We start from the raw sequence: 13,561 nt of genomic DNA, 5'->3' as shown, positions 1-13,561 counted from the left end.
TTGGGATGAAACGACGCTCCTTTCTCATGGGCGCTAGCGCCCTAGCACTGGGGCAATTGGCGTCTGGGTGTGGCAATAGACAGTCAACGGCTTTAAATGTAGGACTGTTGCAAAATTCAATTCCGGTTCAGTTATTGGCTGAATTTCGCCGAACCCTGGAGTCACCCGTGAGGCTCAAGTTTGACCCACAAGCCCAACTTAAGGATATATACCAGAACCTTCGGGTGTGGAAACGACAATCAGAAAACCCAGAATCCTCGCCTGGGTTTTCCCTTCCTCTGATTAGTCGCAAACCTCCCGCGATCGCCAATTTGGTCACACTAGGAGATTATTGGTTAGAATCTGCTATCGGTGAGCAACTGATTCAACCCCTAAAACTGTCAACATTACCAGGATGGGAACAGTTACCCCCGCGTTGGCAAGGGATTGTCAGACGCAATCGCCAAGGACAACTTGACGAATCGGGATTAATCTGGGGCGCACCCTATCGCTGGGGGACGGTAGTAATTGCCTATCGCCGGGATAAGTTTGAGGAATTAGGGTGGACACCGACAGATTGGAGTGACTTATGGCGTCCAGAATTACGCGATCGCATTTCGTTACTTGATAGTCCGCGAGAGGTGATTGGGTTGACCTTGAAAAAATTAGGATTTTCCTATAATACCGCAAACTTGAGTCAAGTCCCCAATCTGAAAACTGAACTCTTAGACCTGCATAAACAGGTTAAACTCTACAGTTCAGATCACTATCTAGAACCCTTAGTGTTAGGCGATACCTGGTTAGCCGTGGGTTGGTCTACCGATATCCTATCCCTGCGCGGACGCGATCGCCAAATTCAAGCTGTCATTCCTCGTTCAGGAACCTCTCTTTGGGCAGATGTGTGGGTACAACCTGCTGTGAAGAAGACGGCTGCTGAATCGCCAGAACCAGAAACGTCCCAATCATTGACTCAGCAATGGATTGATTTTTGCTGGCGACAACAATCCGCGATCGATATTTCTTTATTAAGTCATGCGGCTTCACCGATACTGGTTACCCTGAATCCGGCTGAGTTACCTAACCCACTACGAAACAATTCGATACTTTTACCCGAATCCTTTGTTTTCAATAACAGTGAATTCCTGCATCTTCTACCTAACAGTACAAGTCAGCAGTATCAAGCTCTGTGGAAAAACATTCGTAGAATTCGATTGGTGTAACAGACTCAGTGTATTGATGCAACTTCTATTACTGATGATTCATTACGGGTCATCATATCATTACTCATATGAAGATTCCTCTGGAGAATTAACTTTATTTTCAACCTTAGTCTCAGACATGATTGTCCCCTTTAATTTAGCATCTTTCAAGTTAGTTCCTCCAAAATTTGCTCCTTCTAGATTTGCATCTGAAAGGTTTGCTTTTTCCAAGTTAGCGCCTGAAAGGTTTGCATCTGACAAATTAGCATCTTGGAGATCGGCTTTAAACAAAATAGCATCTTGTAGATTCGCACGATTTAAATCTACACCATTCAAAAGAGCTTCACTAAGATTTGCCCACTGTAAATCAACCTCACCTAGAGAATAGTTTCTTAGATCTGCACCATTTAAGTTACACTGTCGGCACTGGCGAGAACTTCTGAGCTTTCTCACATTTTCAGCTACCTCTTGGCTAACTGTTAAGCCTTTAGATGAAGGTTGCCAAGTTTTAATTTCACCCAAAGTACTACCAGTTACAAGAGTTTTACCGTCAGAACTGATAGCGATTTCTTCAACCCAGGACGAATTTCCTTTAAGAATACGAATTAAATCACCATTGCTGATATTCCAAATCTTTACGCTTCGATCCCTAGATCCAGCAAATAGTGTCTGTCCATCAGGGCTAAACGCCAGAGAATCAATGATACCTGTTGCCGCAGAAATAATTTGAACCTTCTCTTGAGAATTTATTGATTCTTTTATTCTCAAAAAGCGCTGTAAATCATTTGGCTTTTTAATTGTCAGATGCCAAAGTTCAACCGCTGTGTAATTTCCGCTAATGGCAAGCCATTGTCCATCATCATTAGCACCAAAGGCAATTTCTTGAACATCTGGAAACCTTCCTCTTAGGCTAGTCAACTTTTTGTTACTCCCTAAGTGCCATAAATCAACGCGGTTAGATTCCTCACTGGCAATTGCAACAAGTTGCTCTTTTAAATCGAAGGCGGCTGCACGGACTTTTCCTAATCCCCCTGTAAGGGGATCAAGGCGTTTATACTCTTTTTCAATAATCCAACGTTCTATTGTTTTTATGGTCTGTTCATCATTATCAGGGTTTTGTCGATGACCAACAGCAATTAAGGTTTGGTTGTCAGGGAATGCAACTAATTTAACCTCACTGGAATCGGGTTTAGCCTTACTGGAGTCTGGTTCAACCTCACTAGAATCGGGTTTAGCCTCACTAGAATCTAGCATAAATTCCTCAAAAGTTTGCAGTAAATTCCCTGTCTCAAAGTCCCACAACTTAACGGTTTTATCATCGGAACTACTGGCAATTCTTTTTCCATCAGGACTAATCGCAACTGAAGAAATTGCATCTGAATGTCCTCGCAGAGTCCGAATCAGTCTGCCCGTTTCTAACTCCCAAATTTTTACCGTCTGGTCATCAGCGCCACTAATCAAATGTGTCCCATCAGGGCTAATGACCAACGCGGTGATCCACTTTGTTCGACTAACGGCGTCTGAGATCGTCTGTTCAAGCTGAACATTTCGCCAAATTTCGGAGGCTTCAGTTGTCTCTGAATCAGGAAGTTCTGATTTTTTGGGAGTGGAGCGTGATTGGAACCACCAGTACAATCCAGCCAATGTTATCACAACAACAATCAGTGTTGTTAAGAGATTTCGGGATAGTGGTCTTGAGTTCATTAGAAGTCCGATAAATTCATCTTCTTTCAATTGAAACACGGACTGTCATATTCTTTCAGGCGTTGATACCGTCACATAGATGGAGCATCTTCCGAGTGGTAGGTTAGCTCAGATATTATCTGCTTTCACGCTCCATGTTCTCTTTGGGTTCAAGTACGTAGGCGGAGCCTCCTCGAATGGTAACTCAACTCCGATGAGAGCCTTTGGATTTCACGATCGCTCTACCCAACCGACAAGAACGTTTTGTGCTTGCCCTGACATACTTCCCAAGTAATTAGGGGCTGCTGAATAAGTGTTGTGGTGAGGGGGTCTCACCACAATTGCCCAAAGGCTCATACAACCTGGATTAACCGTAGAATAAGGCTTTCTACACTCTGTCAAAATTTCGGGTCGGTCAAAAATGCTCGAAACCTACTCCAGGCAAAGGTTTCGACGACTAAGATAGCAAAACTTTTGAGAAATGTGGGAGCAGAGGAAGCTGGTGGAGTAATGGTGCATTGTTCCGGGTTCGGTGATGCCATGATGCGTGAAGGATGCTACCAGATTTCCTGAAAAACAAGTAACTGTTAACACACATCAAAGTATTGATGGCTAAGGGTTTTGGAGTTGTGCAGCCAGCCCTAATTAATATCCCAGTTTCTGGTAATGACGTTTGAGCAGGCGTTGAGCTGCATCCGAGGAAATATTTACAGGTTCAAAGGCTTTAGCATCGAATCGGCTTGTGCTAATCGTCATCAATTGCCAATTGCCTTGCTCATGCTGGAGAATGGCATCTCCACCAAGCTCTTCCATCGCCCACGTTACAATCGCATAAGGTTCATCAATAGTGATTTCTAGAAACCGAACATTGTCGTGCCATTTATCCCAGTCATCTAGCAGCTTTTTTTCTAAATTATCTTTGCTTTCGTTAATAGTTATTTGCTGATGCTCGGTCAAAACCGGGGCTTTAACTAACAAGACGGTTAGCAAATTTAAGTGAATATTTAAATGATAGATCATCGCCCCCAAACGACGAATCGCATAGGCTAAATTTTCATCAACATTCTTTAGATCACGCGGATTATTGCTGTGTTGCAGTTTCTTGCGACGTTCCAGAGAATGATTATAATCTTCAACTAAACCGAATATGCTCGTTGTCTTGCTGTCAAGCATGTAGAGAACATACTCATCCACCAATAAATGTTGAGGCGGGATTTTATAAATAATTTTTTTTAATTGGTCTACATTGATTGGCTCAACCTGACTCTTCTCAAATGCTTGAATGTTGGGATGATCGAGTAAGCTCAGTTCATGGCGAATGACTTGATCCGCTTTACGAAGCTTCAAAAAAATCGTATCGACTTCAACCGCTAGGGAAGATAGTAATACTTTCTCTTCCTCTCTTTTAAGTTCTTTGTTGTTCAAACACATTTGAGTTGCATTAAGAATGATTGAGCAAAAACAGTGACATGAAAACTGCTATTGCCTGTCGGCTTGGTTAGGATTAGGCTCACGTCTAAGACCTTAACTCAGTAGAAGGACTTTGACTGGTGTTTTACCTTTGATTAGCAACCCTGATGTTCTGATTGAGTAACCTTGCCTGCTTTCTCTTTGGCGAGATATTCGCGTTACCCAATTTTTGTAGACTGGTAAGCCTGTAATACGTAATGTATAACATGTAAGACACTGTGTACATTCTAATTCCTATTGGCTGACATCAGCAAGTCGGTTTAGCCAACTTTATCAAGATTTCATCCCCGCAAACAAAACTGGGATCAACGGCGATCGCAAACCAATAAGCTGCATCTGGAACCCAAATTCTATTACAATCTGTAAAGAAAACTGAAAAGGAAGGGCTACGATGCGCGTTGCGATCGTTGGGGCAGGACTTGCCGGAATGGCGACGGCTGTAGAATTAGTCGATGCCGGACATGAAGTCGAAATCTTTGAATCCCGTCCATTCGTGGGCGGCAAAGTTGGCAGTTGGGTAGATGCCGAGGGCAATCACATCGAGATGGGGTTGCACGTCTTTTTTGGCTGCTACTACAACTTGTTTGACTTGATGCAGAAGGTAGGGGCATTGGAGAACCTACGTCTCAAGGAACATACCCATACCTTTATTAATCGGGGTGGGCGCACGGGGGAGCTAGACTTTCGCTTTATCACCGGAGCGCCGTTTAATGGACTCAAAGCCTTTTTTACCACCTCCCAGCTATCACCTCAGGATAAGCTACAAAACGCGATCGCACTCGGAACCAGTCCCCTAGTACGCGGCTTGATCGACTTTGACGGGGCAATGCAAACAATTCGCAACTTAGATAAAATCAGCTTTGCCGACTGGTTCCGCAAGCATGGGGGGTCTAACGGCAGCTTAAAGCGGATGTGGAATCCCATCGCCTACGCCCTCGGGTTTATCGATACAGAAAATATCTCTGCCCGTTGCATGTTGACAATCTTCCAGTTCTTTGCTGCAAAAACAGAAGCCTCTGTTCTCAGGATGCTGGAAGGTTCGCCTAATGAATACTTACATCAACCGATTATCAATTACCTGGAAGCGCGAGGGACAAAAATTTATACCCGGCGACGGGTGAGAGAAATCCTCTACACCGAGGCGGGAGACTCAACTAACGTAACAGGTTTAGTGATTGCCCAAGGTGAAAGCGAAGAAACCATTACCGCTGATGCCTACGTTTGTGCTGCTGATGTGCCAGGAGTGCAGCGTCTGTTGCCAGAATCATGGCGCAAATGGTCAGAGTTTGACAATCTCTATAAGCTAGACACCGTACCTGTCGCCACCGTACAACTGCGGTTTGATGGTTGGGTGACAGAACTCCATGATCCTCAAAAAAGGAAGCAACTGGCACAAGCGACGGGGATGGATAATCTCCTCTATACTCCCGATGCAGACTTCTCCTGCTTTGCCGACTTAGCCTTAACCAGTCCCGGTGACTATTACAAAGAAGGACAAGGGTCATTGTTGCAATTAGTGCTAACGCCCGGTGATCCATTTATCCGGCAAAATAACGAATCCATCGCCCACCATGTCCTCCAGCAAGTCTACGAACTCTTCCCCTCTTCGCGAGAATTGAATATGACCTGGTACAGTGTGGTTAAATTAGCTCAATCGCTTTACCGAGAAGCTCCAGGAATGGACCCCTATCGCCCTAACCAAAAAACCTCAGTGAGCAACTTCTTCTTGGCAGGGAGCTACACCCAACAAGATTACATCGATAGTATGGAAGGCGCGACCTTATCCGGGCGGCGTGCGGCTAAAGCAATTCTTGAACATGCACAAACACCTGTAGAACCAACTCTCGTTACCACGACTTAAAAGATATCTAAGAACCGGGGAAGCAGGGGTGTAGGGGCGGGTTTTACTGATAACATTCTGGAAGCAACCGATAACGTGACTAAACCCGCCCTTGCAGGGGAAGCAGGGGGAGAGAAACTACTATTATGATCTACAACTTGCTATGAATTATGAATTTGAATTACCTGTTCCCTGTTTCCTATTCCCTGACAAATGACAAATGACGAATGACGAATGACGAATGACAAATGACAAATGAAAAATAACTCTGACTGGCTAGAACACAGTGTACAAGTTGAAGTCGAGGTGCCAATGGAAACTGTTTGGAGCCTCTGGTCTGATTTAGAGCAAATGCCTCGCTGGATGAAGTGGATTGACTCGGTACAAGTATTAGAAGATAATCCAGATTTATCCCGTTGGAAACTCGCTAGCGGTGGCTTTGAATTTAGCTGGATCTCTCGAATTCTAAAATTAGTACCCCATCAGATTATTCAGTGGGAATCTGTTGATGGTTTACCGAATCGGGGTGCAGTTCGCTTTTATGATCGCCACGGTAGTAGTGTTGTTAAACTTACAGTGGCTTACGATATTCCCGGTATTTTGGGTAAGTTGATGGATGGTTTGTTTTTAGGTCGAATTGTCGAGTCTACGATTCAAGCCGATTTGGATCGGTTCCGGGACTATGCGCTTAAAATCCAAACTTAAGAACGTTGATTGTTGAGCAAGAGGAGGCGATTGAAATCGCTGCTACACAAACAAAGTCCGCCTGCGCGAACTGGGTTATAACGGGGTAGCGTTACCCGGATTGGGTATCACTCCTCGTTCCTGATTAACCATCTGTTTAGATCTGTTAAAATCTAACCTAAATCCCAAAATGTTTTATTTTCAGTATAATTAAACATTCCCATAGATATAGCGCTTTCTCAGCCTGTGAGGTACATCTAAATGGAGGGGCAATGTAGGGGCGCAAAGCTTGCGCCCTTAACGATGTATTACATCAAACTGGGAATTGCTATATGCACCCTGAGTTGAGGATTGGCTGATGGCTAATAACTCTAGACAGATCCAAACTCCATTAGCGACTAAACAGCGGGTGCAATGGGTTGATTATGCCAAGGGCATCGGAATATTTTTAGTCGTTTTTGGTCATACGCTCCGAGGTTTAGTTAATAGCTCCATACTTGAAACTTCAACAATAGTTGTCTCAATTGATCAGTGGATTTATTCCTTTCACATGCCACTATTTTTTTACCTTTCAGGATTATTTATTGAGCGTTCAGCCTCAAAACCGCTAAGAAAGTTTGTCGTCAGTAAGCTCAAAGTTATCGCCTACCCCTACTTGGTCTGGTCGGTGCTTCAGACTGTCCTGCAGGCTATAGCATCGAGTTATACCAATAGTTCAGTTTCCTTGAGTAACTTGTGGCGAATTATCTACCAACCTGTGATGCAATATTGGTTTCTCTACACATTGTTTGTCATCATGGTGGTCTACGCAATTATCCACAAGCTCAATGTTTCTTCCAGAGTATTTTTAATTTTGGCGATCTTGTTTTACTTGACGCAAATTGCTGATGTTGGCTTGGGTTCGTGGAGGGTTTTATATTCAGTCCGCGGCTATGCTATCTACCTCGCCTTGGGTGCGGTAGTAGGCAGTAGTCGATTAATGTCACAGTTGAGTCAATGGAAAACCCAAACTTTGCTCATGGTTACAAGTGGTGGATTTTGGGCTGTGGGATTAGCGGTTGGGTTCAATTTGATGGCGGTCAAATTACTGACACCTATAGTGGCTATCTTTGGCATCACCGCCTCAGTTGCTTTGGCGATTCTCTTGGATCGGTTTAATCAAATTGACGTTGTGAAACAGTGGGGAAGCTTGTCGCTAGAAATATTCGTGGCTCATACAATCGCTTCGGCATCACTACGAATTTTCCTCCAATATGTCTTCGGGTTTACCAATCCGATCGCGCACCTTATCCTTGGCACAGCCCTAGGTATTTATGTGCCGATCGCACTGTATCGGATCTGCCAACCAAGTCGGCTTCGATATATGTTTCGCCTCGTTTAATACCCGTTGTGCCGTTCGCCCGGTATCTGAGTCAAGACTATTTTCTCAAAACCAAATCACGATCGAGACTGATGAATTTTCATCCTATTTGCAGATTCGATTAACTCGACTCTTAAGATAGGTTGCAGTTATAGATAGTCGCAGAATTCACAGAACTATTATGGCTGATATGACACCTAAAGCAAACAACGAACTCAATCCACAAGAAGCCGGAAATCTTTCCGATGTACCCATCGAAGATACTGACCTGGTTTCGGATACACCTGTAGACGATGAAGATACTGAGGAACCCGTTATTTCCAACCTACCCCAGGAAGTGACTGAATCTTATGGAACTGGTGTTCCTCTTGATCCAGCGTTGAATGTCGGTGGACGAACCACACACGATCAGGCTTGATGAATCCAATCACTATTCCCTGTTTCCTTGTCCTCCTAGTGAATCCCATTTTTCGGTCACTCGCCCGCGTGGTAGGAACTGCGAACCAAGGGACCCGAACGGACATGAGTGAAACCCATGTCTTTGGCGATCGCACCCAGTCGCTCAAATTCCTCTGGTGTCCAATAGCGTTGCACTCTCAGGTGTTCCAGGGAGGGACGCATATATTGCCCTAGGGTGAGGCGATCGCATTCAGCACGGCGTAAATCCTCCATGGCTTCGATTACCTCAGCTTCCGTCTCTCCATGTCCTACCATTAATCCTGACTTCGTGGGAATTGTCGGTTCAAGGGCTTTGACGATGCGGAGAACATCAAGCGATCGCTCATATTGGGCACCCCGGCGCACTCGCCCTTGCAATCGCTTGACGGTTTCAATATTGTGGTTATAACAAGCGGGATGCGCCTGAACCACCGTTTTCACCCGTTGACACTGCAACTCGGTTGGCGTTTGGTTCTCCTTACCTCTCCCGCCCCAAAAATCTGCCGTTAGTACCTCAATTTGGGTCTCTGGATTCAGTCCCCGGATGGCATCCATTGTGGCAACAAACCAACCTGCACCCTGATCGGGTAAATCATCTCGCGCCACTGATGTCAGTACCACATACCGCAATCCCAATAACTGAACTGATTCGGCAATTTTCTGAGGTTCTTCCGGGTCAAGAGGCATCGGAGCATGACCCTTATCCACTTGACAAAACGCACAAGCACGGGTACAAGTTTGACCCATTAGCAAAAAGGTCGCCGTTTTGTTGGCATAACACTCCCCGCGATTGGGACAGCGCCCCTCTTCACAGATCGTGTGAATTTGCCGTTGTTTCACAATGCGCTGCACCGTAGAGATATCACTGGCATTACCAATGGGGCGTCGTAACCAACTGGGTAGGGCAGTAATTTCCTCTCGCCAAAGGTTTTTAGCAGACAGATTGGGTTGAGTCGGCAAATCCATAATAATTGTGGTGAGCTATCAGCAACAGTGTTACTCTGTACGATAAAAATGGTAAAGCATTTTACTCTGACTCTGATTTGATCCGAGTTTTGCTCTCAACCAACCAAGCAGATTACTCTAGAATCATGGACAACGAGTGCTTTTGGGTTCAATCTCAAAACAGCAAAAGAGTTACAGGTGTCGGTCGGTCATCCGTTTTTTTCCCGCAAACAGACTCTATGAGGTCTGTCTGAGTGGAGTTATGGGGTCTGGTCTACCTGGGCTGAAGACGTTTTTCTTTTACCTTTCCAAAGGAGTCAGTCGTGGCAAGCCATAAAATATTAGTTATTGATGACAGTAGAGTTATCCGGATGCGTGTTAAAGAAATGTTGCCGCCCGGTAACTTTGAAGTGTTAGAAGCCAAAGATGGTATTGAAGGTCTTAATCAGATCCGTCAGGAGCATCCCAACCTAATTATGTTAGATTTTCTGCTTCCTAAAATGAGTGGTTGGGATGTTTTTCAACAAATTCAAAGTGACGGTACTCTCCAGAGTATTCCTTTAGTATTAATGTCAGGTCGTAAGGAAGAAGTAACCGAGAAGATACCGGAGCCGTTTGAGTATTTTGCCTTCGTCGAAAAGCCCTTTGAAAAGAAGCAACTGGTTGATGCGATTAAGGAAGCGATGGCGAAGGCGAAAAAACGCCCCGTCATGGCTCCGCCCCCGAAAGAAGAAGCCCCTGCGGGTGAAGCTCCTGGTGTTTCATCAGACGAAGTTCAAGCATTAAATGCAAAAATTGAACATTTACAGTCAGAAGTTGATGGGTTGAAAAAACAAATGGGACAACTCGTGTCATTTATTAAGCAAAAACTCAAGTGACCTTCAGCATAACCGAGATTTGAACTCGGTGAGACTATGAAACGGCTCAATTCCTATTTAAACTCAGATCGCCTCCGGCAAGTTCTCACATTGAGTGCGATCCTTGCCGCTTTTGGTATTAATGTCTGGGCAAATATCGCGCCGATTGGTGGACTAACAATCGGCGAAATCTCCAATACTCTCTTTGGGGAAATTAAGATTATCCCAGCCAGCTATGCTTTTGCTATATGGGGGATCATTTATCTGGGTTTGATTAGTCTGGGGATCTATCAGGTATTGCCCAACCAGCGGCAAAATACTTATCTGCGTCAGATGGGTTATGGTTTAGTGCTGGCGAGTGTTGCCCAGATTGTTTGGGTATTTTTGTTCCAGTATCGCCAGTTTGCGCTGTCGCTGGTGGCGATGCTGGGGATTTTAGTGCCACTGATTCGAGTGTATTGGCGGTTGGGTATTGGTTCTGTCAAGGTGTCTCGGAAAGAGAAATGGTATGTTCACATTCCCGTGAGTATCTATTTGGCGTGGATCAGCGTCGCCACAATTCTGAATGTGGCAATTGTACTCTATGACCTTGGCTGGAATGGCTGGGGGATTGACCCCTCGGTGTGGACAGCAATTGTCCTACTTGTCGGGGCGGCGATTGCAGCAACGGTGATTATTCAGCGAGTGGATCTTGCTTTTCCCCTCGTGATTGCTTGGGCTTATAGTGCGATCGCGGTGCGTCATGCGGATACCTTGCTGATTTCTGGAGTCGCTGGAGGATGTGCGATCGCGTTTATTCTATTCGCTGGGTTGAAACATTACCGCAACTGACAGATTGGGGATTATTGATAGCTGTTTGATGTCAATTTGTCAAGTAAAAATAAACTTTTGTAAAAGGTAAATTTCCATACAAAAAACTGCATAAGGGTCAACTCCTGAGAGACACAAGAGGGCAGAGAGGTCAACATCTGACATCTGCACACAATTTTCCCTACACAGGAGAGACTCTTATGGCATCTCACGACGAATCCTTCTCCACCTCCACCGAATTAGCTCTGATGTTTGGTAATTTCTTTGGTGTAGCAGAAGCCGAGAATTTGTCGCTTGACACAGATAGTTCGAGTACGGCAACTGAGAATTTTGATCAGACACCTCAAGCAAGCATCGTTTCAAGTAGGCAAAAACACTTAGATTTCCCGAACAACGGGACTCAACAGGCAGAATCAACGACAACGCCAAATCTGTTAGCCGCTCAGACTCAAACCTCTACAATCAACGTTAACTATAACGGTTTTTCCACCGAAGCTCAAGCGGCATTTGAATACGCGGTTGATATCTGGGAAAACCTGATTGTTTCGCCAGTTCCGATTGAGATTGAAGCCAATTGGACTCCTTTAGGAAAAGATACAAATATTCTCGGTTCTGCTCGAGCCAATGACTATGACTACAACTTTGCCAACGCTGCTTACGCCAATACCTGGTATCCAAGCGCTCTCGCCAATAGTCTGGCTGGCGTCGATTTAGATACCACTGCCCATGATATTGATGTTAACTTCAATAGCAATTACTCGAACTGGTATTTTGGTACTGATGGCAATACACCAACAGAAAAGACTGATTTTGTTTCTGTTGTATTACATGAGTTAGGTCATGGCTTGGGGTTTCTGGGTAACATGACCTATGACTCCAACATTGAACAAGGGAGTTGGGGGAGTCAACCCGTAATTTACGATCACTTTACAGTGAATGGTTCGGGTCAAAAACTTATCGATACATTTCCGAATAACTCTGTTGCTTTAGGCGCTCAACTCACCAGCGATAACCTATTCTTCAATGGGAGTAATGCGGTTGCTGCCAATGGTGGCACAAATCCCAAGCTGTACGCTCCGAGTATATGGGACTCTGGTTCTAGCTATGCCCACTTGGATGGAGCGACTTATGGAAGTGGAAGTTCTAATGCTTTGATGACACCTTCCATTGCTCCGGGAGAGGCGCACCATGATCCGGGTGCGGTGACATTAGGAATTTTTGAGGATTTAGGTTGGATAATCAATTTTCAACCTCAAGCTGATTTGTGGGGGTGGGACTTTAATGTTACTCCACAACCCCTCGATGCCGATGATAGTTTTGACATTGATTTTTCCATTATTAATACGGGTGGTAGCGCTGGTGCTTTTGATGTTTCTTTCTACCTTTCTAGTAATAACTACATCAGCACCGTGGATCATTTCTTAGGTAGTACCACGATTAATGGGTTAGCCGGAAACAGCCCAGGCTCCTTTACCACTAGCTTAAACTTGCCTGGTGTTGGTGATTCCTTCTGGGATTTATATGGAGATGATACCTATTACATCGGGATGCTGGTTGATTCGGGAGCCGATGTTACCGAAACTAATGAAACCAACAATTCTAATGTCGGCTTTTTGTACGACTACGATGATGTGGTAATCAACAATACCCAATTAGCTGATTTGTGGGGGTGGGACTTTAATGTTAATCCAGAACCCCTCGATGCCGATGATAGTTTTGACATTGATTTTGATATTACCAACACAGGTGGCAGCGCTGGTGCTTTTGATGTGTCTTTCTACCTTTCCAGTAATAACACGATCAGCACTATGGATCATCTGTTAGGCAGTACCACGATTAATGGGTTAGCCGGGAACAGCACGGATTCTTTTACAAAAAGCTTAAACTTGCCCGGAGTTAATGATTCCTTCTGGAATGGTGATGGCACATACTACATCGGGATGATGGTTGATTCGGGAGCCGATGTTACCGAAACTAATGAAACCAATAATTCTAATTTCGGCTTTTTGTTCGACTACGATGATGTGGTAATCAATAATACCCAATTGGCTGACTTATCCGGGTCAGATTTTAATGTCACTCCACAACTCCTAGATGCAGGTGATAGTTTTGACATTGATTTTGACATTACCAATACGGGAAGCAGCGCGGGTGATTTTGATGTTTCCTTCTACCTTTCCAGTGATAACACGATCAGCACCACTGATTATTTGTTATATAGTGGCATGATTAATGGGTTAGCTGGGAACAGTACAGACTCCTTTACCGCTAATTTAAACTTACCCAGTGTTAATCA

At 44.6% G+C, this 13,561-nt stretch carries 12 protein-coding genes; 8 read left to right on the top strand and 4 right to left on the bottom strand.

Annotated features, from left to right (window positions below; genetic code table 11):
- Positions 1–5: 5 nt before the first annotated feature.
- On the top strand, positions 6–1,199 hold the full coding sequence (locus RIG66_RS21320; protein WP_446380740.1) for an extracellular solute-binding protein: 1,194 nt from the start codon (positions 6–8) through the stop codon (positions 1,197–1,199).
- Positions 1,200–1,259: 60 nt separating this feature from the next.
- Here RIG66_RS21320 and RIG66_RS21315 read toward each other — a convergent pair whose 3' ends face one another.
- The 3 genes from RIG66_RS21315 to RIG66_RS21305 form a co-directional block, all read right to left on the bottom strand.
- Positions 1,260–2,912 (bottom strand): pentapeptide repeat-containing protein, encoded by a 1,653-nt coding sequence (locus tag RIG66_RS21315; protein ID WP_446380739.1) that lies wholly within the window; start codon positions 2,910–2,912, stop codon positions 1,260–1,262.
- A 347-nt stretch (positions 2,913–3,259) separates the two neighbouring features.
- Complete coding sequence (locus RIG66_RS21310) at positions 3,260–3,403, bottom strand: hypothetical protein (protein ID WP_446380738.1); 144 nt, start codon at positions 3,401–3,403, stop codon at positions 3,260–3,262.
- Positions 3,404–3,506: 103 nt separating this feature from the next.
- A complete protein-coding gene (locus RIG66_RS21305) occupies positions 3,507–4,292 on the bottom strand; it encodes a hypothetical protein (protein ID WP_446380737.1) in 786 nt (261 codons plus the stop codon).
- 430 nt (positions 4,293–4,722) lie between these two features.
- Between RIG66_RS21305 and zds the strand changes: the two genes are divergently transcribed.
- The 4 genes from zds to RIG66_RS21285 all read left to right on the top strand — a co-directional run bounded on the left by zds (position 4,723) and on the right by RIG66_RS21285 (position 8,633).
- Entirely contained in the window at positions 4,723–6,192 is a 1,470-nt protein-coding gene (gene zds / locus RIG66_RS21300) for a 9,9'-di-cis-zeta-carotene desaturase (protein ID WP_446380736.1), read from the top strand.
- A 234-nt stretch (positions 6,193–6,426) separates the two neighbouring features.
- Positions 6,427–6,876 (top strand): SRPBCC family protein, encoded by a 450-nt coding sequence (locus RIG66_RS21295; protein ID WP_446380735.1) that lies wholly within the window; start codon positions 6,427–6,429, stop codon positions 6,874–6,876.
- Positions 6,877–7,213: 337 nt separating this feature from the next.
- Positions 7,214–8,236: an acyltransferase family protein gene (locus RIG66_RS21290; protein WP_446380734.1), complete on the top strand. Its 1,023-nt coding sequence runs from the start codon at positions 7,214–7,216 to the stop codon at positions 8,234–8,236.
- A 160-nt stretch (positions 8,237–8,396) separates the two neighbouring features.
- Positions 8,397–8,633 carry a hypothetical protein gene (locus RIG66_RS21285; protein ID WP_446380733.1) on the top strand — a complete coding sequence of 79 codons (237 nt, stop codon included), beginning with the start codon at positions 8,397–8,399 and terminating at the stop codon, positions 8,631–8,633.
- Positions 8,634–8,689: 56 nt separating this feature from the next.
- Here the strand turns inward: RIG66_RS21285 and lipA are convergent, their stop codons facing one another.
- Positions 8,690–9,619 (bottom strand): lipoyl synthase, encoded by a 930-nt coding sequence (gene lipA / locus RIG66_RS21280; RefSeq protein ID WP_446380732.1) that lies wholly within the window; start codon positions 9,617–9,619, stop codon positions 8,690–8,692.
- A 302-nt stretch (positions 9,620–9,921) separates the two neighbouring features.
- On the opposite strand from lipA, the gene RIG66_RS21275 reads away from it, so the two are divergent.
- From RIG66_RS21275 to RIG66_RS21265, 3 genes are all read left to right on the top strand, one after another.
- Positions 9,922–10,476: a response regulator gene (locus RIG66_RS21275; RefSeq protein ID WP_446371903.1), complete on the top strand. Its 555-nt coding sequence runs from the start codon at positions 9,922–9,924 to the stop codon at positions 10,474–10,476.
- 36 nt (positions 10,477–10,512) lie between these two features.
- Entirely contained in the window at positions 10,513–11,286 is a 774-nt protein-coding gene (locus RIG66_RS21270; protein ID WP_446380731.1) for a tryptophan-rich sensory protein, read from the top strand.
- A gap of 179 nt (positions 11,287–11,465) precedes the next feature.
- Positions 11,466–13,561 (top strand): CARDB domain-containing protein (locus RIG66_RS21265; RefSeq protein ID WP_446380730.1); only part of this gene is annotated, 2,096 nt, incomplete at its 3' end.

Source organism: Coleofasciculus sp. E2-BRE-01 (assembly GCF_040221695.1).
Lineage (GTDB): Bacteria > Cyanobacteriota > Cyanobacteriia > Cyanobacteriales > Coleofasciculaceae > Coleofasciculus.
Note: the sequence above shows the minus strand (reverse complement) of the source record. Positions and strands in the feature narration are given on the sequence as shown.

Excerpts from the sequence above, each read along its gene's own strand:
- RIG66_RS21320 (WP_446380740.1), top strand. The coding sequence starts at position 6 with ATGAAACGACGCTCCTTTCTCATGGGCGCTAGCGCCCTAGCACTGGGG.
- RIG66_RS21310 (WP_446380738.1), bottom strand. The coding sequence starts at position 3,403 with ATGGCATCACCGAACCCGGAACAATGCACCATTACTCCACCAGCTTCC.
- RIG66_RS21305 (WP_446380737.1), bottom strand. The coding sequence starts at position 4,292 with ATGTGTTTGAACAACAAAGAACTTAAAAGAGAGGAAGAGAAAGTATTA.
- zds (WP_446380736.1), top strand. The coding sequence starts at position 4,723 with ATGCGCGTTGCGATCGTTGGGGCAGGACTTGCCGGAATGGCGACGGCT.
- RIG66_RS21295 (WP_446380735.1), top strand. The coding sequence starts at position 6,427 with ATGAAAAATAACTCTGACTGGCTAGAACACAGTGTACAAGTTGAAGTC.
- RIG66_RS21290 (WP_446380734.1), top strand. The coding sequence starts at position 7,214 with ATGGCTAATAACTCTAGACAGATCCAAACTCCATTAGCGACTAAACAG.
- RIG66_RS21285 (WP_446380733.1), top strand. The coding sequence starts at position 8,397 with ATGGCTGATATGACACCTAAAGCAAACAACGAACTCAATCCACAAGAA.
- lipA (WP_446380732.1), bottom strand. The coding sequence starts at position 9,619 with ATGGATTTGCCGACTCAACCCAATCTGTCTGCTAAAAACCTTTGGCGA.
- RIG66_RS21270 (WP_446380731.1), top strand. The coding sequence starts at position 10,513 with ATGAAACGGCTCAATTCCTATTTAAACTCAGATCGCCTCCGGCAAGTT.